The sequence below is a fragment of the Bacillus sp. 22190 genome, assembly GCF_052045575.1.
In the GTDB taxonomy this organism is placed as follows: Bacteria; Bacillota; Bacilli; order Bacillales; family Bacillaceae; genus Bacillus; species Bacillus altitudinis.
The window spans coordinates 42,130-64,302 of record NZ_JBQEPF010000002.1; the positions used below are offsets into that span (position 1 = coordinate 42,130).

The window sequence follows — 22,173 nt, forward strand, 5'->3', positions numbered from 1 at the left end:
AAGGATGAACAAACATGAACCAGTTAATACTCGCATCTCAATCACCTAGAAGAAAAGAATTGCTTGATTTAGCAGGGTTTTCTTATGACATTCAAGCAAGTGATTTAAAAGAAGAAATAAATCGAAACCTTTCTCCTGCTGAGAACGTCCAATGGTTGGCAGAACAAAAAGCAAATGATATTCAAAAAATACATCCCAAAGCTGTGATCATTGGTGCAGATACAATTGTTGCAATTGATGGCAAATGTCTTGGAAAGCCAAAAGACAAGGAAGATGCAGCCTCAATGCTTCAATTATTGTCAGGTAAGACACATCAAGTCTTGACTGGTGTCACGATTCAATCAGAGAATAGAAAAGAAACATTTTATGAACAGACAGACGTGACATTTTGGCCGCTTACACATGATGAAATAGACCGCTATATTGAAACCGGTGAGCCTCTTGATAAAGCTGGAAGCTACGGCATTCAAGGAAAAGGTGCCCTGTTTGTACAAAAAATAGACGGTGATTATTTTTCCGTTGTAGGACTCCCTATTGCTAAAACAGTCAGAGTGCTTGAAACATTTGGTATCACCCCTTTTTGATGACGGGAAGGAATCAAAAAAGGAGTGTAGATCTTGAATCATTTCCCTATACTGCTGAAGCATTTTCCTCATGATGAAAAGCCGCGCGAACGATTTGTCAAATATGGCCCAAGCAGCTTATCAAACCATGAACTTGTCGCGATTCTTTTGAGAACAGGCACAAAAAAGGAATCAGTTCTTCAAGTGTCCGCAAGACTTTTACAAACATTTGGTGGTCTTCGTTCTGTGAAGGAAGCTTCGATTGAAGAATTGTCAAAGATTCGAGGAGTTGGAAAAGCGAAGGCGATCTCTCTTTTAGCTGCTTTAGAACTCGGCACTAGATTACACCATCAAACGACGGACAATCGTTATGTGATCCGCACGCCGGAAGATGGTGCGAATTTTGTGATGGAAGATATGCGATTTTTGACGCAGGAGAATTTCGTTTGTCTTTATCTCAATACCAAAAATCAAGTTCTTCATAAACATACTGTGTTTATCGGAAGTCTAAATTCATCGATTGTTCACCCGCGCGAAATTTTTAAAGAGGCCTTTAAACGTTCGGCCGCTTCATTTATATGTGTGCACAACCATCCATCTGGAGATCCGACGCCCAGCAGGGAAGATATTGAAGTCACACAGCGACTTTTTGAATGTGGGAAGCTGATTGGAATACAGCTGCTTGATCATCTAGTGATCGGTGATCAAAAATTTGTGAGTTTGAAGGAAAAAGGGTATTTGTAACACTTTTTTTTTCAATGTTTTACGATATAATAGAGTTTATGAGTTTTTCCCTAAAGGGAATTTTGGTTTAAGAAAGGAAGATACATACATATGTTTGGAATTGGTACAAAAGACCTTGGAATAGATCTTGGAACAGCGAATACGCTTGTTTTTATTAAAGGAAAAGGCATTGTTGTGAGAGAACCTTCGGTCGTAGCTTTGGAAACTGATACGAAGTCTATAGTGGCGGTTGGAAATGACGCTAGAAACATGATCGGCCGTACACCTGGTAATGTTGTGGCACTGCGCCCAATGAAAGACGGAGTCATTGCAGACTACGAGACGACAGCAACAATGATGAAATATTACATTAATCAAGCATTAAAAGGTAAAGGGCTTTTTGCTCGTAAACCGTACGTGATGGTGTGTGTACCATCTGGTATTACAGCAGTAGAAGAGCGTGCAGTCATTGATGCAACAAGACAAGCTGGTGCTCGTGACGCATACCCTATTGAAGAGCCATTTGCTGCGGCGATCGGTGCTAACCTTCCTGTATGGGAGCCAACTGGAAGCATGGTTGTAGATATTGGCGGCGGTACAACAGAAGTAGCCATTATTTCACTTGGCGGTATTGTGACATCTCAATCGATCCGTGTTGCAGGAGACGAGATGGATGATGCGATCAGCAGCTACATTCGTAAAACGTATAATCTTATGATTGGTGATCGCACGTCAGAAGCGATTAAAATGGAAATCGGTTCTGCGCAGCCTGACGTACATGATGAGATGGACATTCGCGGCCGTGACCTTTTAACAGGTCTGCCAAAAACGATCTCTATTACGGCAGAAGAAATTGCAAAAGCGCTTCGCGATACGGTGGAAACAATTGTCGATGCGGTCAAAATGACACTTGAAAAAACGCCACCTGAGCTAGCAGCAGATATTATGGACCGTGGAATTGTGTTAACAGGCGGCGGTGCATTGCTACGTAATCTTGACAAAGTCATTAGTGATGAAACAAAAATGCCGGTCATTATTGCTGAAGATCCGCTTGACTGTGTGGCGATCGGAACAGGGAAAGCACTAGAACATATTCACTTGTTCAAAGGAAAATCTAAAGATAATCGATAATTGGGCGTAAATAAAGAGGTGTAAGACATGCCGCAGTTTTTTATGAATAAAAGATTAATGTTGCTCCTTGTCTGTGTCATCGTACTGGTGGCCATGATTGGTTTTTCAGTGAAAAGCGGCAGAGGTGCTTCATGGCCGGAAAAATTAGTGGGGGATACGACAGGCTTTTTTCAAGGTGTCTTTCATAAACCATCACAATTTATTGCCGGTATTTATGGGAACGTACAAGATTTAAAGAACACATATGATGAAAACGAGCGTCTTCGAAAAAAACTTGATGGACAAACCCAATATGAGGCGAAACTTCAAGAACTAGAAGATGAGAACAAAAAGCTTCGCAAGCAGCTCGGATATGTGAACTCTATTCGTGACTACACGCCCATTCTTTCAACAGTCATTGCGAGAAACCCATCCCTTTGGGATAGTTTTGTCATGATTGATAAAGGGAAAAAACAAGGCGTTGAAAAAGATATGGCGGTCACCAATGAGAGTGGTGCGTTAATTGGGAAAATTGAAAGTGATAAGCTCAACAATTTTACGTCGACTGTAAGGTTGCTAAGCTCTACAGATCAAAATAATAGAATTTCAACGAAAATTTTTGCGAAAAAGGGCAAAGAAGAACTCAATGGAATTATTAACGGTTATGACAGCAAGAAAAAAATGCTGACAATGAACATTTTAAAATCCGATGCTGATGGGGATGTCAAAAAAGGAGATCTTGTTGAAACATCTGGAGCAGGGGGCGTATTCCCGCAGGGCTTGACGATTGGGAAGGTAAGCGAAATTGAGCCGGACCATTACGGACTGACAAAAATTATTTATGTAGAACCAGCTGCTGAACTCAATAATTTAGACCGCGTGATTGTTGTGAATCGCAGCACAAGTACGGCAGATGCATCTCAATTAACGAAGGAGGAAGGCTCGTGAAACGTGTCCTTCTTGCTTTCGTCATGTTGTTTATTTTCGTATTTGACAGTATTTTTGTCGATTTAGTGAAGCTCCCATTTGTTTCAGACAATCAAATTTTAGCACCTCATTTCATCTTACTCGCACTTGTATTTATGACAGCTTTTGTGAATCAAAAATATGGTGTGATTTATGGATTTATCTTTGGACTTTTATATGATATTTCGTATACAGGTATTCTTGGTGTTCATATGTTTGGCTTTGGTGCGCTCTGCTATTTGTTAGCAAAAGCCTTCAAAGTCCTCCAAACGAATATGTTAGTCGTTGTCTTTCTATCGATGATTGCTGTTGCAGTGATGGAGTTTTATGTGTACGGTGTTCAAGCGACGATTCAACCAAATATTATGCCTTTTAATACGTATGTCATCGAACGCTTTATTCCAACGATTCTTTTAAATACTGCTGCGTCTCTCATACTTGTTGTGCCGCTTAGGCTCTTTTTCATCAATGTGAAACAAGGACTGATCGACGAATAAAAGCAGGAGTTTGTCCAATTACGGCGAAATGAGTATGTTGTTGAGGTGAGCATCTTGAAAACTCAAAAACAGCAGTATGTGACAATAAAAGGTACAAAAAACGGATTAACATTACAGTTAAATGATGACTGTTCGTTTGAAGACCTTCTTTCTGGCTTGCGAGAGGTTCTTTTACTTGAGCAATATACAGACGGAAGAGAAGGACATAAAGTCAATGTGCATATTAAACTTGGTTTTCGATATTTAACAGAGGATCAAGAGGCGCGTTTAACTGAAGCGGTGTCTGAAAATGAACATCTTGTCATTCACTCTATTGAAAGTGACGTCATGTCAACTGAAGAGGCGAGACGTTTAAAAGCAGAGGCTGAGATTACTTCTGTAGCAAAAATTGTACGCTCTGGACAGGTGCTTTATGTCGAAGGGGATCTCTTATTAATAGGAGATGTCAACCCTGGCGGAACCATTCGTGCAGGGGGGAATATTTTTGTGCTCGGTGCGTTAAAAGGTGTAGCGCATGCTGGATGTAATGGAAACAAGCAAGCTGTGATTGCAGCATCTCATATGATTCCAACCCAGCTTCGCATCGCACAGGTGTTTAACCGTGCACCGGATCAAAAAGAAGATGGAAATGAAATGGAATGTGCTTATTTAGATATAGATGGCAATATGATCATTGAACGCCTGCAGCAATTGGCTCATATAAGACCTAATCTGACAAGGCTTGAGGGAGGAATGTGAAATTGGGCGAGGCTATTGTGATTACCTCAGGAAAAGGCGGCGTTGGCAAAACAACAACATCTGCAAACTTAGGCACAGCACTAGCAATTCAAGGAAAAAAAGTGTGTCTAGTTGATACCGACATCGGCCTTCGGAATTTAGATGTCGTGATGGGGCTTGAGAACCGCATTATTTATGATCTAGTCGATGTAGTAGAAGGAAGATGCAAGATTCACCAAGCGCTTGTGAAGGATAAGCGGTTCGAGGATCTTTTGTATCTTTTACCTGCTGCTCAAACAAGCGATAAAACGGCGGTAGAGCCGGAGCAGATCAAAGAATTAATTCAATCATTGAAACAAGACTTTGATTATGTTGTCATTGATTGCCCTGCTGGAATTGAGCAAGGCTTTAAAAATGCTGTATCAGGTGCTGACAAAGCGATTGTGGTCACGACACCTGAAATCTCAGCTGTGAGAGATGCAGACCGAATTATCGGCTTGCTGGAACAAGAGGATATTGAACCGCCTCGTTTGATTGTGAACCGCATTCGTACACACATGGCGAAAAATGGCGATTCGATGGATGTGGATGAAGTTGTCCATCATTTATCAATTGATCTTCTCGGCATTGTAGCCGATGATGATGATGTCATTAAGGCTTCAAACAATGGTGAACCGATTGTCATGGATGCTAAAAATAAAGTTTCCATTGCGTATCGCAATATTGCTCGCCGCGTACTAGGTGAATCTGTTCCTCTTCAATCCTTTGAAGAAGAAAACAAAGGGATGTTTGCAAAGCTGAAAGCATTTTTCGGTGTAAGAGCATAATGATTTACTTGAGATGAGACCGATTCGATGAGAATCGGTCTTTTTGTTGCATATCATATGATGTCGCCACATAAAATGTACAAACTGTTTGTATGTAAAGGGTGATCTTATGAAAAGAGTGGACGAGTATCGAAAGAAAATAGCGCAGCGCCGTAAAATGAAGCAGCCAGCTGCTGCCCCTAAGAAGGCAGCTTTCAAGAAGAAAGATGATATTCCACCATGGGTCATGTTGACAGAAGAAGAAAAGCATTCTGGCTCGGCTTCCTACGAGTCAAATTCTCATCAGTCGAAAAAATTTCGCCATCCGTTATTTCATTCAAATACATTTGTGCTTAAATGTTTACTTTCTGCCTCTCTTGTACTGATTGCCGCTATTTCATTTAAAGGGCAGGCGGGGCCTTTTCAGCAGCTGAAGCCGATGATCAGTCAAACGTTTGAACAAGATTTCCAATTTGCCGCCGCCAACCGGTGGTTTGAGAAAACTGTCGGAAACCCACTTGCCTTTTTAACCGATAGAAAAGAAGGGCAAAAGGACGTACAAGCCAATCAAGAGCTGGCTGTCCCTGCCTCTGGAAAAGTGCAGGAATCCTTTACGCAAAATGGTGCCGGAGTGAAAGTTGAAACATCTGCTGAAGCCATCGATAGTATGAAAGAAGGCTATGTCGTAGAAGTGAAAAAGAAAAGTGATACAGGGCTCACCGTCGTGGTGCAGCATGCAGATAACAGCTACAGCTGGTACGGCCAACTAAAAGAAGCTGATGTGGCTTTATACGATTTTGTCGATAAAGGGGAAAAAATTGGTCAAATTGCGCTTGATGAACAAGGCAAGGGGACATATTACTTTGCCATTAAGCAAAATGAACAGTTTATTGATCCCATTCAGGTGATGACCTTTGAATAGATGGCTGCTCATGCTGACAAAGGTCCATGTTCACCCGCTCCTTTGGATAGTCATGGCATTTGCCATGCTATCAGGTCAAATTAAGCCGCTGCTTTGTCTGCTCATTATCGTCTGTGTCCATGAGCTTGGACATGCAGCGGCTGCTTGTTATTATCACTGGCGGATTCGGCGGATTTTTTTACTGCCATTTGGCGGGGCGGTAGAAGTAGAAGAGCACGGGAACCGTCCGCTAAAAGAAGAGCTGGCGGTCATTTTATGCGGACCGCTTCAGCATGTCCCGCTCCAGCTCGTCGCCTGGCTTCTCATGGAAGCCTCACTTATCTCATATGACGTCTTTACGATGTTTACTTTTTATAATGTAGCGATTTTTCTAGTGAACCTTTTGCCCATTTGGCCACTTGATGGCGGGAAATTATTCTTTTTGCTCTTATCTGTTTTTTACCCTTTTCAACAGGCACATGCCCTTGCAATAAAAGGCTCTCTCATTTTTTTCGGTCTTTTGACAGCAGGGTTGCTCTGTTTTGCTCCGCTGCAATTCAACGGCTGGATCCTGCTCACTTTTTTAGCCTACTCGCTTGTGATGGAACACCGGCAGCGGCATTATATCAGGGTACGTTTTTTACTAGAACGTTATTATGGTAAAAAAGAGCAAAAGGTAGAGAAACTCATTCCACTGAGAGCGGGTGCTGAGGAGAAAATATATGAAGTGATGGCGCGATTCCAAAGGGGCTGTAAGCATCCCATTATTATCGAACGGAATGGTGTGAAAATGAGCCAGCTCGATGAAAATGAATTGCTCCATGCTTATTTTTCAGATCGAAGAACCACCTCTTCCATGGAAGATCTTCTTTTACCGTACTAATGGTGAAAATACATTGACATTCAGCGTCTAATTTGATATATTTTTTAATGTTATGGATATGTAGCACCCGTGCTACAACCGCGCGGAGCAGGTGTAAAGTGCCTATTGGCCCCCTGTATTCGGCGAGTCTGAGTTTATTAGGAGGTGCAGAGATGTACGCAATTATCGAAACTGGTGGTAAACAAGTAAAAGTTGAAGAAGGTCAAACTGTTTATGTTGAAAAACTAGCTGCTGAAGCAGGTGAAACAGTTACTTTCGAAAACGTATTGTTTGTCGGCGGAGACACTGTCAAAGTGGGTAACCCTTCAGTTGCTGGAGCAACAGTAACGGCTAAAGTTGAAAAACAAGGTCGCGGTAAGAAAATTACTGTGTTCAAGTACAAACCGAAGAAAAACAACCACAAGAAACAAGGTCATCGTCAACCTTACACTAAAGTTGTTATCGAAAAAATCAACGCTTAAGGCGTGTGAGTGATATGATCAAAGCAACCATTACTCGGTCGCCAGCAGATGAAAGCATTACGTCTTTTCAAATGACTGGACATGCCGAGTTTGCTGAAAAAGGTCAGGATCTCGTTTGTGCAGGTGTATCTGCTGTTGTTTTCGGGTCAGTCAATTCAATTATTGCACTGACAGGAATGGATCCACTGCTTGATATTGGAGATGAAGGCGGGTATTTCTCTTTTGAACTGCCAGCTGATACAGATCCAGTCACCTTTGAAAAAGCCCAGTTGCTTTTAGAAGGCATGGTCGTTTCCTTAGAAACAATTGAACGAGATTATCACGATTATGTGAGAATATCTACAAAAAAATAGGAGGTGAACTTCATGCTTAGATTAGATCTTCAATTTTTCGCATCTAAAAAAGGGGTAGGTTCTACAAAGAACGGACGTGACTCTGAGTCTAAACGTTTAGGCGCTAAACGTGCTGATGGTCAATTCGTAACTGGTGGTTCTATCCTTTATCGTCAACGTGGAACGAAAATCTATCCAGGTGAAAACGTTGGACGCGGAGGCGACGACACTCTTTTCGCTAAAATCGACGGAACGGTTAAATTCGAACGTTTCGGTCGTGACCGTAAAAAAGTGAGCGTATATCCTGCGGCACAATAATTGCTAAAAACTCCGGTCATTGACTGGAGTTTTTTTCACTATTCAGGGAGCTTTTGCGCTTTTTACAAGTAGTACCGAAGATGATAAAAGAAGATGCACTCCATAAATATCAAAGAATGTTTGCTGACTTTGCCTCATTTTCTCCTATACGATCAGAAAAAACAACCTTTCCTCACATAACTAGTGTTTTTCTATGCTGTCTTCTCTGTTATAATTCAGGGAGACATATTGATGATAAGACTCCTAAAAGAGAGACCAAACGATTGGGAGTGCGATAATGGAAGAGATACCAAGTAAACAAAACGAAAAATTAACTCACGTTGCATTAACAAATGAATTGATCTATCTGCTTAGTCGTTCAAGACACGACTGGATGAATAAATTGCAGTTAATCAAAGGCAACTTGACATTAGAAAAATATGACCGAGTGTTCGAAATAATAGAAGAAATGGTCATTGAAGCACAGCATGAATCCAAACTCTCAAATTTAAAAATTCCCCAATTGGCCTATTACTTTCTAACCTTTAATTGGGAGTCGCATTTTATCACCCTAGAATATGAAGTGCTTGGTGAAACCCGAGACTTATCAGCATATGAATCGCAGCTGCTAACGGTATCACGGGAGTTGTTTTCGATATTCGATCAATCAGTTTGCCAAAAAACTGAAAATCATTTAACGGTCACTTTCCAAACGGATCATGAAGAGAATGATGTGATCTTATATGTTGATTTCAAAGGAAAATTAACAAGTTTGGATGCGTTAAATGCGTTTCATGACGCAAACTATCCATGTATGAGTATAACGCAATTTCATGTGACGAATCATGAGTCCATGATTGAGCTTTGTTTGAGGCAAGAACGAGATATGTGATGCAGAGAAACGGAGGAAGTTATGTTTGTAGATCAGGTTAAAGTGTATGTTAAAGGCGGTGACGGCGGAAACGGTATGGTGGCGTTCCGTCGTGAAAAATATGTGCCAAAAGGCGGGCCAGCAGGCGGCGACGGCGGAAATGGTGCAGATGTAGTATTTGAAGTAGACGAAGGACTCAGAACGTTAATGGACTTTCGTTATAAGCGTCATTTCAAGGCGGACCGCGGTGAGCATGGAATGAGTAAAAACCAGCATGGCCGAAATGCGGAAGAAATGATTGTTAAAGTTCCGCCGGGTACAGTTGTGACAGATGCTGAGACGGAACAAGTACTAGCTGACTTGACAGAGCATGGACAGCGGGCTGTGATTGCCAAAGGTGGACGTGGCGGACGTGGAAATTCACGCTTCGCAACACCAGCAAACCCTGCACCACAGCTGTCTGAAAACGGTGAGCCAGGTAAAGAACGTGACGTCATCTTAGAATTAAAAGTACTTGCAGATGTTGGACTTGTTGGTTTCCCAAGTGTCGGGAAGTCAACGCTGCTTTCGATTGTCTCTTCTGCGAAACCAAAAATTGCGGATTATCATTTTACAACGCTTGTGCCAAACCTCGGAGTGGTTGAAACAGACGATAACCGAAGCTTTGTCATGGCGGATCTGCCAGGACTGATCGAAGGAGCGCACGAAGGTGTTGGCTTAGGTCATCAATTTTTACGCCACATTGAACGTACACGTGTCATTGTCCATGTCATTGATATGTCTGGACTTGAGGGGCGTGACCCATACGAAGATTACGTGACGATTAACGAAGAGCTTGAGCAATACAATATGAGATTGACAGAGCGTCCGCAAATCATTGTAGCGAACAAAATGGACATGCCGGATGCAGCTGACAATCTAGCGGCATTTAAAGAAAAATTAACAGATGACTATAAAGTGTTCCCAATTAGTGCGATCACAAGAGAAGGGCTTCGTGAGCTCTTATTTGAAATCGCCAATCAGCTTGAAACAACACCGGAATTCCCGCTCTACAATGAAGAAGAGCTCTCTGATAACCGTGTGATGTACAAGTTTGATGAAGGAGAAGCAGCATTTGAGATCTCAAGAGATCCTGATGGTACGTTTGTCTTAACTGGTAAAGCACTTGAGCGACTGTTTAAGATGACAGATTTCTCAAGAGACGAGTCAGTGAAACGATTCTCTAGACAGCTGCGCGGAATGGGCGTTGATGATGCCCTGCGTGAACGTGGTGCAAAAGATGGAGACATCATTCGTCTGCTTGAATTTGAATTTGAATTTATCGATTGATCAAAAGGAGGGTCCAGTTCATGGGCTCTCCCGTTTTTAAAAGGGGAGAAAACAGGTGAAAGAAGAAACGTTCTATTTAGTAAGAGAGGATGTACTTCCGGATGCGATGCGAAAAACGCTTGAAGTCAAAAAGCTTCTCGATCGCAAAAAAGCGGATTCAGTTGCCGATGCTGTTCAAAAAGCGGATTTAAGCCGCAGTGCTTTTTATAAATATCGAGATGCTGTTTTTCCATTTTATACGATGGTCAAAGAGCAGATCATCACATTGTTTTTCCACCTGGAGGATCGGTCTGGGGCTCTGTCTAGGCTGCTGCAAATTGTGGCTGACTCTGGCTGTAATGTGTTATCCATTCACCAAACGATTCCGCTGCAAGGAAGAGCGAATGTTACCCTGTCGATCAGTACGGCCGGCATGGCAGATGATATTAATACAGTCATGAATCAATTAAGAAAACTTGAATTTGTCGAAAAAGTTGAAATTCTAGGTTCTGGGGCGTAAAAGGAGAGATCATAGCAGATGAAGCAATTAACGGTAGGTTACTTTGGACCAGAGGCCACATTTACTCATTTGGCTGTCTGTTCTTGTTTTCCAAAAGATGCAGAGCAGCGGGCTTATGCAACCATTCCGCAATGTATGGATGCCGTGTCAAAGGGAGAAGTAGATTTGGCGGTCGTTCCACTTGAAAATGCACTCGAAGGATCTGTGAACTTAACGATTGATTATTTAATTCATGAGGACGCTTTGTCCATTGTGGGCGAAATGACAGCACCGATTCGCCAGCACCTGCTTGTCCATCCATCGAGAGCGGAGAGCTGGGAGACATTAGATGTGATTCAGTCACATCCGCACGCCATTGCGCAGTGTCATCAATTTTTGAAGAGACAGTTTCCTAATATCCCGCATCGGCCAGTGGAATCAACAGGCTATGCAGCGAAATACATCAGTGAGCATCCAGATGAAGCTGTTGGTGCGATTGCGAATGAAATCGCCGCAAAAACGTACGGATTGACGATTGCGAAAAAAGACATTCATGATTATCCGCACAATCATACACGTTTTGTCATTTTACATAAAGAGGCGAAGGCATCGTTCCCAATGAATTCTGGTTTTTCTTCAAAGCCAAAAACGACCATTGTTGTCAGCCTGCCAAAGGATGATCAGTCAGGTGCATTGCACCGTGTGTTATCAGCTTTTTCATGGCGGAATCTCAATTTGTCCAAAATTGAATCGCGTCCGACAAAAACAGGCCTTGGACACTATTTATTTATCATTGATATCGAAAAAGAGATGGATGATGTACTTGTCCCTGGCGCCATTCAAGAATTAGAAGCAATTGGCTGTGAAGTGAAACTACTCGGCAGCTATCAAACATATGAATTAACGAATGAAAAATAGTGTCCTCTTGGGGACACTATTTTTTTAGTCTTTAATGAGAAATCCAGCGTCATCAAGCGCTTGAATGGCTTGATCAAGCTGCTTTTGGCTGTATGAAGTAAGGGTATGTAAGTGTACGCCGTCTGTCAGCTCTGATAAGTAGGAGGCGCCCGTATTAGAAATATGATGAACGAAGTCAGCCACTTGTTTGCGCGTACTCACTCGAATAGAGGCCGTCAGCTCCCCGTAGACAGGGTGCTCAATCATCACGTCTTTCACCGTTACACCGTAGTCTACAATCAGTGTCAGCTCCTCTTCTGTACGATGAGGATCGTGCTTGCAAGCGATAATCTGTTCAATTTCAGTTTCCGGTGTATGCTGCGCCATATACACATAGCCTTGGCTTGTGGCAATAATGGGTTCGTTTTTTGCTTTGAGTAATGAAATATCTTGTACAATGACTTGTCGTGAGACAGCGGCTTTTTTAGCTAAAAAACTTCCGGTGAGTGGTGTATCAGTCTCTTGTAGCCACTTTAAAATGGCGTTTCTTCTATCTTCGCCAATGAGTTTTCTCTCTTGTTCCACGTTTTATGCTCCTTTCTTCTCCTTTTGCAAGCTCTCAAATGTATGCAAAAGCTGATCGATGTCATCCTTTGATGATCCTCGTCCAAATGATAGTCGAATGAATTGAAGGGCATCACGATCTGATACATGTAATGCCTTCACAGCAGGGGAAGGGTGGTGATAACCAGAAGCGCACGCACTTCCTGTGGATATACAAATCCCATGCCGGTTACAAGCTAACATTACATATTGTCCTTCAAACCCTTCAAAAAAACAACCAATAATATGAGGCAGCGTGCGGCGCTGGTCACTTTCTTGCAGCATGCGGACAGGCAGCTGCCTTTTTTTTAGCTGCTGAAGAAAATAATCACGAAGCTGAATATCTAGCTGTTGCTGTTGATCTATTTTCAGCATGATTTGCTCGCTTGCGGCTACAAAAGCACCGATGCATGGCACGTTCACTGTCCCTGGGCGTAGACCATTTTCCTGAACAGTATCTTGATATATAGGCTTCCAAGGGACATGTGCCCCCATATAGACAGCACCGGCGCCCTTAGGTGCATACACTTTATGACTCGAAATGGAGAGGGCATCAACCCCTAGTTCTTTAATCGACACATGCATTTTTCCGAATGTTTGCACTGCATCTGTATGAAAAAGAATGTCTCTTTCTTTTAAGAGCGTTGCTAATTCAGCTAATGGCTGAATAATCCCAGTTTCTGAGTTGGCATGCTGGATGGATACTAGTCCGGTTTCAGGCAATAGAGCCTGTTTGAGAATCTCCTTTGTGATAATTCCTTCTTGATTCGGTTCTATGACCGTCACCTTCACACCGAGACGCTGCAAGGCATTGACCGCATGATGAACAGAAGGGTGCTCTACTGATGTGGTAATGACATGCTGTTTATGTGGAGGCAGCGAATTTATGATCGATTGAATCGCAAGGATATTGGATTCAGTTCCGCCACTTGTAAAGTAAATACCCTCAGGTTCGCCCTCTAGAATCGCTGCAAGTGATTGTCTGCTGTAAGCCAAGATTTCATTTGCTCTTCCTCCTGCATCATGCAGGCTGCTCGCATTTCCGTAACATTCTTTGCTCAACTGCTGAAATACATGCAGTGATTCCTCAGAAACAGGTGTAGAAGCTGCATAATCTAAATAAATCAAATCCATCCATCTCCTGTGTGAAAATTTTTTCTTGTATTTATTGTAGTGTTGTGTAATGATATGTGTCAAGACAGGTGTAAATGACAGGAGGGGCAATTGTGTCATCTATCAAAAAAGTCATTGTGGTGGGGTCGGGCATTGCGGCTCTTTCCTTTGTGAATACGATCTCAGAGAACTGCCAAGTCATCATGATGACAAAAAAACAATTTTCCTCTAGTAATTCCATGCTCGCACAAGGGGGAATCGCTGCAGCCTTTTCCGCACATGATTCTGTCGATCAGCATGTGCAAGACACTTTAGCTGCGGGGTGTGGTCACAATGATGACAAAACTGTACAGGAGATCGTCCATCATGGAAAAGATCTTGTAAAGAAGCTCGTAGAAGAGGGCTGCCCATTTGATCGAGATGAAACGGGAATTCCGCAGTTAGGTAAAGAGGGAGCCCATACGACCCATCGTATTCTGCATGCAGGAGGAGATCAAACGGGAAAAACCCTCGTGCAGTTTTTGAAAGGGAAGCTCGGCTCACACATTCATGTATACGAAAATCATCATGTCATGGATCTATTAGTTCATGAAGGGGTATGTACCGGTGTTGTGTGGAAAGACGAAAAAGGTCATGTACATACAATGACCGCGGATGCAGTTGTATTATCCACTGGCGGCTGTGGATCCTTATATGAAACAAACACAAATGATCCGTCTGTGACAGGAGATGGTCTGATGATGGCCTATCGCGCAGGGGCACAGCTAGTAGATCTCGAATTTGTGCAATTCCATCCGACCCTTTTGACCACTTCAGGTAAAGCGATCGGTCTCGTATCAGAGGCAGTCAGGGGAGAGGGCGCCTATTTAGAAGATGAATCAGGCAGGCGGATCATGAAAGGAATCCACCCGCAGAGCGATTTAGCGCCTAGAGATGTGGTGGCAAGGACCATTTTCCATGAGCAGCAACTCGGTCATTCCATTTATCTTAACATCCGTGATATTCCGCATTTTTCTGCACGTTTTCCTGCGATTGCTTCGATGTGTCAGCGTGCGGGAGTTGATATGGCAAGCGGAAGGCTGCCAGTTTCACCCGGTATGCACTTTTTAATGGGTGGAATTAAGGTGAATGAACATGGAGAAACAACTGTTCCATCACTTTTCGCCATTGGTGAAGTAGCTTGTACAGGTTTACACGGCGCCAATCGACTGGCAAGTAATTCGCTCTTAGAAGGTCTCGTTTTAGGAAACAAGGCGGCACGGTATGTTGAGCGGTTGCAAGCCCAGCAAGATAAAAACCCTGCTCTTTCCATTCAAGAAGTATGGTCTGTCCCAACGGTGTCACAGGCTCAGCTCAGAAAATGGATGACAGCATATGCCGCAATTGTGAGAGATGAGAAAGGCTTACAGACTTTGCTCGATCATTTAGAACAAGTCTCTTTTCAGCAAATCAATGTGAAGAATATCACAAATGAACAGATCGAAATAACGAATCAATGGGCTTTAGCCATATGCCTTGTCAAATCCGCATTACTCCGAACAGAAAGCAGGGGCGGTCATTATCGCACCGATTATCCAAATCGGCACGATGCTTCGTGGCGAGCAAAACAGATTGTACATGAACAGGGCCATATTTATACCGTAAAAAATGAAAGGATTGGTGCCAAATGGAACGTTTACAGTTAAAGCAAATGCTCACTCATTTTTTAAAAGAAGATATTGGGTTTGGAGATGTATCCGCTGATGCCATCTTTGGAGACAAGAAAGGAACAGCTTACATCATGGCGAAACAATCAGGCGTATTGGCCGGGACACAAGTCATTGATATGGGATACAAACTGCTGAATGAACAAGTTCAAACTGAGCTGTTTTTCCAGGAAGGTGATTGGATTCATGAAGGGGCTGTACTGGCACAAATAACTGGTCCCGTCAACGACTTGCTGAAAGGGGAGCGGGTGGTGTTGAATATCCTGCAAAGAATGACAGGGATTGCTACACTAACGCATGAAGCAGTAGAGCGATTAGCTGATCCGTCTATTACGATTTGTGATACGAGAAAGACGACACCCGGTCTGCGCATGCTGGAGAAGTACGCAGTAAAAGTTGGAGGCGGAAAGAATCATCGTTTCGGCTTATCCGATGGGGTGATGATTAAAGATAATCATATTGCGGCTTGTGGTTCTATCAGGGAAGCTGTGGAGAAAGCAAGAGCATACGCCGGTCATATGGTGAAAATTGAAGTGGAAATTGAATCAGAAGCACAGCTGATGGAAGCCATTGAAGCCAAAGCAGATGTCATCATGTTTGACAACTGCTCTCCAGACGAAGTGAAGCGCTTTAAACAAATGACCCCTGAAACTATATTGACAGAGGCATCAGGCGGCATCACGTTAGAGAATGTGGCTAACTACCGAGGGACAGGTGTAGACCTTATTTCACTTGGATTTCTCACACATTCTGCTCCATCATTCGATTTTAGTATGAATATGGAATTCAGCCATAAAGGGGGAACGACTCATGTCCATGCTTGATGTGTTAGCAGCGCAGCATACAGCCATGATGCCAGATGAATATAAACAGCGCTCTTATGATGAAATGAAAGAGAGAGTATTAGAGATTAAACGCGCTTTTGGATCAAAGCTTTTTATACCGGGTCATCATTATCAAAAAGATGAAGTCATCCAATTTGCTGATGTGACAGGTGATTCATTGCAGCTTGCACAAATTGCTGCTGACAATCACGAAGCAGAATACATTGTATTTTGCGGGGTTCATTTTATGGCAGAAACGGCCGATATGTTATCAAAAAAGAATCAGCACGTCTTTTTGCCAGATATGAGAGCAGGTTGTTCAATGGCAGATATGGCGAATATGAAACAAACAGACAGGGCGTGGGATCAGCTCACTGAGCTGTTTGGAGATACGATCCTTCCGCTGACTTATGTAAACTCAACGGCTGATATTAAAGCATTTGTCGGCAAACATGGCGGATCGACTGTCACATCTTCAAACGCTAAAAAAGTATTGGAGTGGGCGCTGACCCAAAAAGAGCGGATTCTTTTTCTTCCTGATCAGCATTTAGGGCGTAACACGGCCTATGATTTAGGGATTCCGCTAGAGGAAATGGCTGTCTGGGATCAAATAGAAGAAAAGCTCATCACCGACCAACCGCTTCATCGAATCAAAATGATTTTATGGAAAGGTCATTGCTCTGTTCATGAGAAATTTACCATTGAGAATATTGAACAAATGAGAAAACGTGACCGTGACATACAGATTCTTGTTCATCCAGAGTGTACGCATGAAGTCGTAAAGGCATCTGATCTAGCTGGTTCAACAAAATTTATTATTGATACGATCAAGCAGGCACCAGCAGGAAGCAAGTGGGCCATTGGAACAGAAATGAATTTAGTGAAACGCATCATTGACCAGCACCCTGACAAACAAATTGAATCCCTCAATCCAGATATGTGTCCATGTTTGACAATGAACCGTATTGACCTGCCTCATCTACTATGGTCACTTGAAAGCATTGAAAAAGGGGAGCCAGTCGGTTTGATTCAAGTGGATGAAGAGACGACAAAAGAGGCATTGCTCGCTTTAAATAAGATGCTGACCATTAAATAATGAAGTGTCCCCTCCTATCAGAAAACAAGTTTTTATCATATCGGCTTGTAAATAGGCATAAATTTATGTTGAAACATATTGTACTTCTGACATAACCGCTACGTTCACGTTTTGCATAGGAGGGGAAAACGTTGAAAATTCATATTGTGCAAAAAGGAGACTCCCTTTGGAAAATTTCAAAGAAGTACGGAGTCGACTTTCAAGAATTGAAAAAATTAAATTCACAGCTCAGTAATCCAGATTTGATCATGCCAGGAATGAAAATCAAAATTCCATCTAGTGGTGTTCCTGTAAAAACAGATCATCACAAAGCAAAAGAAATGCCAAAAGCAAAAGAACACCCGTATGTAAAAGAAAAGCCAAAGGATGTCGTGCAAGTTCAAGATACGAAGCCGAAGGAAAAACCGAATGAACCGGTACCTTATGTGCCACCAGTACCAAAGATTGAGCAGCCAGTTTTTCCACAAGTTGATGTAAACTATTATCAGACGAATCTCTACCAGCCATTCACGCCTCCTCCCAAAAAAGAACATCATGAGAAAAAAGATCACGTTCATGAAAAGAAAGATCATGTTCATGAGAAAAAGGATCATAAAGATCACAAGGACCATTTTCATCATGAAAATAAGGATCATTTCAAAGATGAAGTGGCAAAGGGATATGATCCATTCATTCATATCCCACATCAAAAAGAGGAGGGAAAAGATATGGAGCATAGTAATTACCCAAACCTTCCTAATTTCCCGCAAATGCCGAATGTTGGAGGGGCAGCAGTAGGGGGCATGGCTGAAAATAAAGAGCATCACCACCATCATCAAGAATCATATGATCCTTATTATGGTTATGGTCATTACATGCCAGCAATGTATCCATATCCGCAGCAAATGGTACCCGCTTCTCCTATATTACCGGGATCAGGCCTTTGTTATCCGGTACAGCCGTATTATCACCATCACATGATGCCGTACCCTTATCCGGCGGCTCAGCCGTATTACCCTGCGTATCAAGCACCAGCTTATTACGGTGAAAATCACGAGCATCATGCAAACGATGGGCATCACTGGCACCACCATATGCATCCAAATGCAGGAGCGAATGCGAATGCCAATGCCAATCAAGGCTTTTATCCAAACGCTCCAAATGAAGCATATGGCAAGGAAGACTGCGGATGCGATGATGGGATGAAGCATCATCAACCATGGCCTGGACATTATCCAAACCCTGTTCCATATGGTCAAATGGGTGCTTATCCAGCACAGCCTTATATGCAGCAGCCTTATCAAAACCCATCTGTTTTTGCAAGACCAGAAGAAAACGAAGAAGATTAATGTCACAAGGGACGATCTCAATCGTTCCTTTTTTTGTTTATAACTGACAGCTTGTTTTTGTCCTCAACTGTACATGCTAAAACAGAGCCTGTTTTGCGCTCATGAGATTCAATTTGTACAGGGGGTTTTTCGTTTGAGACAAAAATGGCAAAAAACAATCGCCTTAGTGCTTCTACCTATTGGATTAACGGCATGTGGTACAAATAACAATGCGGGTGTAGATACACGTCATAATCAATCTGGCCAGCCAGTTGGATACCACTCCAATCAACAGGCAACAGACAACAATCAAGATCATCAAGGACCGGTTTCTGAGCTTATGGAGGGAATGAACGGAAGAAATACAACGAATGTTGATGATCGTTCACGCCCTACACAGGATCAAGTGAGAATGCCACTTACTGGTGGAGATGGACGCTACAGTCATGGAGATATGAACTATCATAACCAAATGTCGTTCTCTGGCTACGATAAACAAGAGAACATCCAGCGTTCAAGAAAAATCGCCAACCGAGTGAACAAAATGAACCATGTGACAGACTCACAAGTCATGGTGACGGATGAAAATGTGTATATTGCTCTTAAAACAGATGGGCGCTTGACATCAGAGGGTGTATCACAAGTAGAAGAAGCAGCGACTCGTTATGCAGATGGAAGAGCTGTCCAAGTCATTAAAGACGAAGGCGCATTTACACGCTTCAGAGATATGAGAAAAACGCAATTTGAAACAGGTCAGACAGGCATGACCCGATAGGCTGGAATAAAAAAGGCTAAAGTTCATGACGAACTTTAGCCTTTCTTTAAAAATAAACTTTGATCCCGATATAAAATTCATAAAAGAAATAACAGCCAAATCCAAGTAATAAAATACCGGCAATAATGGAAGTCCACTTAATCATTGTTCGGTTCATCACTTTTCTTGTTAGGGAAACAATCGTGAGAAGACCGATGTCATGAAGAAGAATCCCTGCCAAAATACCCGCAGCAGCCAATATAAATTCAGATGAATTTGTATTCGTATAAGCATCTGCCAGTACAGCACCAAACACAGATACCCAGAACACAAGGTTTCCAGGTGATACCGCGACGAGCAGCCCATTTCGGTATGTTTTAGCAAATGATTTATTCACTTTTTCTCCTGCTAAATGGATGTCTTGATCCGCATTTTTAATCGAATCGTAGGCAAGAATCATTAAAAAGATGGCACCGATCAGCCAGAGAGGAATTTGGATAAAGGGCAAAGATAAAAATTGAGCAAATCCAGCATATAAAGTCAAGATGAGCAATATATCGATGGTCATACCACCAGCGCCTACAGTTAATCCATGAAAGAATCCGTTTTTTAATCCCTGCTTTGTCATTTCAACCGTGATCGCTCCAACAGGTAGAGCAATTGAGAATCCAACGACGATAAATGTAAGAAATGTTTGCAATCGACTAGAACTTCCTTTGAATCATGTTTGTATAAAAATTCTCCGTTTAGATTAATTATACATAATAGGAGAAAAGGATCAATGATTATTTCTAATTTAATCGAAATGAGAGAGATAGATCGTGTATAGAAAGATGTATATCGTGAAGATCGTGTATTGATTGTAGGGGAAAGGAACTATTTTCCTGAAACTTCTTTTTTTCATTTCTCAGCTATGCTACACTGTTGTGGAAATCAATATAAGTGACTAGGGGTGCCCGGAAATGCGGGCTGAGAGAGAAGACAAGCTTCTTAACCCTTTGGACCTGATCTGGCTCGTACCAGCGTGGGGAAGTTGAAGATGATACATGTGCCATATGAATGGCATACATGTTTTTTTCTGACGACGAAACCAGGTTCTTTACATAGAATCTGGTTTTTTGCTGGTGCTGATTCCATCCTGACCGGTCACACGAAAAGAAGGAGAGAACAGCAAATGAATGAAAAGACAAATGTTCCATCAACGCAATCTTTATTATCAAACTTTGAAGGCAGTCGAAAGGTATATGAACAAGGCTCAAGACCTGACATTTTGGTGCCAAAAAGAGAAATCGTGCTCACAAATACAGTGACACAAGCAGGTGATATCGAAAATGAACCGATTCGTGTGTACGATACAAGTGGACCGTATACAGATGCGGAGGCTCATATTGATGTCACAAAGGGATTAAAGCGCCTGAGATCAGCATGGATTAAAGAAAGAGAAGATACTGAAAGCTATGAAGGGCGTCAAGTAAAGCCAGAAGATAATGGATATCGCTTGAATGGGAAAGAATCCTTTCAAGCTGCCCATACAGATTTTCATCATGTGCCGCTCCGCGGGAAACAAGGTGCTTGTGTGACGCAAATGCATTATGCAAAAAAGGGCATCATTACGCCTGAAATGGAGTTTATCGCTTTGAGAGAACAGCTAAGTCCTGAGTTTGTTAGAGAGGAAGTGGCTAGTGGGAGAGCGGTCATTCCAGCGAATATCAACCATCCTGAAAGTGAGCCGATGATCATCGGAAAGAATTTTCACGTGAAAATTAATGCGAATATTGGCAATTCAGCTGTGACGTCGTCCATTGAAGAAGAGGTGGAGAAGATGACATGGGCAATTAGATGGGGGGCAGATACGATGATGGACCTGTCTACAGGAAAGGACATTCATACAACGAGAGAATGGATTATCCGCAATTGCCCAGTCCCAGTAGGAACTGTCCCAATTTATCAGGCACTTGAAAAAGTGAATGGAATCGCAGAAAATTTGACGTGGGAAGTATACCGAGACACATTAATTGAACAGGCAGAGCAAGGGGTTGACTACTTCACCATTCATGCGGGCGTCCTGTTAAGGTATATTCCGCTCACAGTCGACCGTGTCACAGGAATTGTTTCAAGAGGCGGAGCCATTATGGCAAGATGGTGTCTCGCTCATCATCAAGAGAACTTTCTGTATACCCATTTTGAAGAAATTTGTGAAATCATGAAAACATATGACATTGCCTTTTCGCTTGGGGACGGGCTCAGACCTGGATCCATTGCGGACGCAAATGACGAAGCGCAGTTTGCAGAGCTGGAAACGTTAGGGGAATTGACAGAGATCGCTTGGAAACATGATGTACAGGTCATGATTGAAGGACCTGGTCATGTTCCAATGGATAAAATCAAAGAGAATGTCGATAAGCAGATGGAGATATGCAAAGAGGCACCTTTTTATACGTTAGGCCCTCTAACAACAGATATTGCACCGGGATATGATCATATTACATCCGCAATCGGTGCGGCGATGATCGGCTGGTACGGAACAGCCATGCTGTGCTATGTGACACCAAAAGAGCATTTAGGTCTGCCGAACAAAGAAGATGTAAGAGAAGGCGTCATCGCTTATAAAATTGCTGCACATGCAGCTGATGTAGCAAAAGGACATCCTGCTGCTCAAAAGCGTGATGATGCCTTATCAAAAGCGAGATTTGAATTCAGATGGCGGGATCAATTTCACCTGTCACTTGACCCAGAACGAGCGCTGGCATTCCATGATGAAACATTGCCTGCTGAAGGTGCTAAAACCGCTCATTTCTGTTCCATGTGTGGACCAAAGTTTTGCAGTATGAAAATATCCCATGACATCCGCAACCAATCAGAAGAAGTGAAAAGAGAGATGGAGAAGAAGGCAAAAGAGTTTATCAGTCAAGGAAGTCAAATCTACCAATCCTAAAAAA

The 22,173-nt window shown here is 42.5% G+C and carries 25 protein-coding genes, 1 riboswitch and 1 other annotated feature; of the genes, 22 read left to right on the top strand and 3 right to left on the bottom strand.

From position 1 onward, the window contains the following. The first annotated feature begins 14 nt into the window (after positions 1-14). From ACTJKA_RS03000 to pheA, 16 genes are all read left to right on the top strand, one after another. Positions 15-584, top strand: coding sequence for a Maf family protein (locus ACTJKA_RS03000; RefSeq protein WP_265154175.1), 570 nt, complete (start codon positions 15-17; stop codon positions 582-584). 48 nt (positions 585-632) lie between these two features. Then, positions 633-1,307, top strand: coding sequence for a RadC family protein (gene radC / locus ACTJKA_RS03005; RefSeq protein WP_026050121.1), 675 nt, complete (start codon positions 633-635; stop codon positions 1,305-1,307). 90 nt (positions 1,308-1,397) lie between these two features. After that, positions 1,398-2,417 (top strand): rod shape-determining protein, encoded by a 1,020-nt coding sequence (locus ACTJKA_RS03010; RefSeq protein WP_007501538.1) that lies wholly within the window; start codon positions 1,398-1,400, stop codon positions 2,415-2,417. A 27-nt stretch (positions 2,418-2,444) separates the two neighbouring features. Continuing rightward, a complete protein-coding gene (gene mreC / locus ACTJKA_RS03015; RefSeq protein WP_007501536.1) occupies positions 2,445-3,344 on the top strand; it encodes a rod shape-determining protein MreC in 900 nt (299 codons plus the stop codon). Further along, positions 3,341-3,859, top strand: coding sequence for a rod shape-determining protein MreD (gene mreD / locus ACTJKA_RS03020; protein ID WP_440607621.1), 519 nt, complete (start codon positions 3,341-3,343; stop codon positions 3,857-3,859). The genes mreC and mreD overlap by 4 nt, the downstream gene beginning before the upstream one ends. 54 nt (positions 3,860-3,913) lie before the next feature. Further along, positions 3,914-4,597: a septum site-determining protein MinC gene (gene minC, locus ACTJKA_RS03025; RefSeq protein ID WP_007501533.1), complete on the top strand. Its 684-nt coding sequence runs from the start codon at positions 3,914-3,916 to the stop codon at positions 4,595-4,597. Between the two features lie 2 nt (positions 4,598-4,599). Continuing rightward, positions 4,600-5,403, top strand: a complete 804-nt coding sequence (gene minD / locus ACTJKA_RS03030) for a septum site-determining protein MinD (protein WP_017358134.1) — start codon at positions 4,600-4,602, stop codon at positions 5,401-5,403. Positions 5,404-5,512: 109 nt separating this feature from the next. Further along, on the top strand, positions 5,513-6,304 hold the full coding sequence (locus ACTJKA_RS03035; RefSeq protein WP_135226649.1) for a M23 family metallopeptidase: 792 nt from the start codon (positions 5,513-5,515) through the stop codon (positions 6,302-6,304). After that, positions 6,297-7,166 carry a M50 family metallopeptidase gene (locus ACTJKA_RS03040; protein WP_041506793.1) on the top strand — a complete coding sequence of 290 codons (870 nt, stop codon included), beginning with the start codon at positions 6,297-6,299 and terminating at the stop codon, positions 7,164-7,166. The genes ACTJKA_RS03035 and ACTJKA_RS03040 overlap by 8 nt, the downstream gene beginning before the upstream one ends. 66 nt (positions 7,167-7,232) lie before the next feature. Beyond that, positions 7,233-7,306, top strand: a sequence feature (ribosomal protein L21 leader region). A 12-nt stretch (positions 7,307-7,318) separates the two neighbouring features. Continuing rightward, complete coding sequence (gene rplU / locus ACTJKA_RS03045) at positions 7,319-7,627, top strand: 50S ribosomal protein L21 (protein ID WP_003216781.1); 309 nt, start codon at positions 7,319-7,321, stop codon at positions 7,625-7,627. Between the two features lie 14 nt (positions 7,628-7,641). Continuing rightward, complete coding sequence (locus ACTJKA_RS03050; protein WP_007501524.1) at positions 7,642-7,980, top strand: ribosomal-processing cysteine protease Prp; 339 nt, start codon at positions 7,642-7,644, stop codon at positions 7,978-7,980. A gap of 12 nt (positions 7,981-7,992) precedes the next feature. Continuing rightward, positions 7,993-8,277: a 50S ribosomal protein L27 gene (rpmA, locus tag ACTJKA_RS03055; RefSeq protein WP_003216586.1), complete on the top strand. Its 285-nt coding sequence runs from the start codon at positions 7,993-7,995 to the stop codon at positions 8,275-8,277. A gap of 277 nt (positions 8,278-8,554) precedes the next feature. Beyond that, positions 8,555-9,148 (top strand): sporulation initiation phosphotransferase B, encoded by a 594-nt coding sequence (locus tag ACTJKA_RS03060; protein WP_346394092.1) that lies wholly within the window; start codon positions 8,555-8,557, stop codon positions 9,146-9,148. Between the two features lie 21 nt (positions 9,149-9,169). After that, on the top strand, positions 9,170-10,456 hold the full coding sequence (gene obgE / locus ACTJKA_RS03065) for a GTPase ObgE (protein WP_007501521.1): 1,287 nt from the start codon (positions 9,170-9,172) through the stop codon (positions 10,454-10,456). A gap of 55 nt (positions 10,457-10,511) precedes the next feature. Continuing rightward, positions 10,512-10,955: an ACT domain-containing protein gene (locus ACTJKA_RS03070; RefSeq protein ID WP_008342790.1), complete on the top strand. Its 444-nt coding sequence runs from the start codon at positions 10,512-10,514 to the stop codon at positions 10,953-10,955. 18 nt (positions 10,956-10,973) lie between these two features. Then, complete coding sequence (gene pheA / locus ACTJKA_RS03075) at positions 10,974-11,852, top strand: prephenate dehydratase (RefSeq protein WP_017358133.1); 879 nt, start codon at positions 10,974-10,976, stop codon at positions 11,850-11,852. Positions 11,853-11,876: 24 nt separating this feature from the next. Here pheA and ACTJKA_RS03080 read toward each other — a convergent pair whose 3' ends face one another. Both ACTJKA_RS03080 and ACTJKA_RS03085 read right to left on the bottom strand, forming a co-directional pair. Next, positions 11,877-12,416 (bottom strand): transcription repressor NadR, encoded by a 540-nt coding sequence (locus tag ACTJKA_RS03080; RefSeq protein ID WP_440607622.1) that lies wholly within the window; start codon positions 12,414-12,416, stop codon positions 11,877-11,879. Between the two features lie 3 nt (positions 12,417-12,419). Further along, positions 12,420-13,568, bottom strand: a complete 1,149-nt coding sequence (locus tag ACTJKA_RS03085; protein WP_440607623.1) for an IscS subfamily cysteine desulfurase — start codon at positions 13,566-13,568, stop codon at positions 12,420-12,422. A 92-nt stretch (positions 13,569-13,660) separates the two neighbouring features. Here ACTJKA_RS03085 and nadB point away from each other — a divergent pair, with 92 nt between their 5' ends. The 5 genes from nadB to ACTJKA_RS03110 all read left to right on the top strand — a co-directional run bounded on the left by nadB (position 13,661) and on the right by ACTJKA_RS03110 (position 19,255). Next, positions 13,661-15,232, top strand: coding sequence for an L-aspartate oxidase (gene nadB / locus ACTJKA_RS03090; protein ID WP_080995739.1), 1,572 nt, complete (start codon positions 13,661-13,663; stop codon positions 15,230-15,232). Further along, positions 15,214-16,077, top strand: a complete 864-nt coding sequence (nadC, locus tag ACTJKA_RS03095; protein ID WP_017358129.1) for a carboxylating nicotinate-nucleotide diphosphorylase — start codon at positions 15,214-15,216, stop codon at positions 16,075-16,077. Before nadB ends, nadC begins: the two co-directional genes overlap by 19 nt. Next, positions 16,064-17,173, top strand: coding sequence for a quinolinate synthase NadA (nadA, locus tag ACTJKA_RS03100; protein WP_017358128.1), 1,110 nt, complete (start codon positions 16,064-16,066; stop codon positions 17,171-17,173). The genes nadC and nadA overlap by 14 nt, the downstream gene beginning before the upstream one ends. A 131-nt stretch (positions 17,174-17,304) precedes the next feature. Further along, a complete protein-coding gene (safA, locus tag ACTJKA_RS03105) occupies positions 17,305-18,501 on the top strand; it encodes a SafA/ExsA family spore coat assembly protein (protein ID WP_125589887.1) in 1,197 nt (398 codons plus the stop codon). A gap of 133 nt (positions 18,502-18,634) precedes the next feature. Further along, complete coding sequence (locus ACTJKA_RS03110; protein WP_008342769.1) at positions 18,635-19,255, top strand: YhcN/YlaJ family sporulation lipoprotein; 621 nt, start codon at positions 18,635-18,637, stop codon at positions 19,253-19,255. 46 nt (positions 19,256-19,301) lie between these two features. Here ACTJKA_RS03110 and ACTJKA_RS03115 read toward each other — a convergent pair whose 3' ends face one another. Beyond that, positions 19,302-19,934, bottom strand: coding sequence for a LysE family transporter (locus ACTJKA_RS03115; RefSeq protein ID WP_440607624.1), 633 nt, complete (start codon positions 19,932-19,934; stop codon positions 19,302-19,304). A 238-nt stretch (positions 19,935-20,172) separates the two neighbouring features. Then, positions 20,173-20,282: riboswitch (TPP riboswitch) on the top strand. A 126-nt stretch (positions 20,283-20,408) separates the two neighbouring features. Between ACTJKA_RS03115 and thiC the strand changes: the two genes are divergently transcribed. Then, on the top strand, positions 20,409-22,169 hold the full coding sequence (gene thiC, locus ACTJKA_RS03120; protein ID WP_182489294.1) for a phosphomethylpyrimidine synthase ThiC: 1,761 nt from the start codon (positions 20,409-20,411) through the stop codon (positions 22,167-22,169). Positions 22,170-22,173 lie beyond the last annotated feature (4 nt).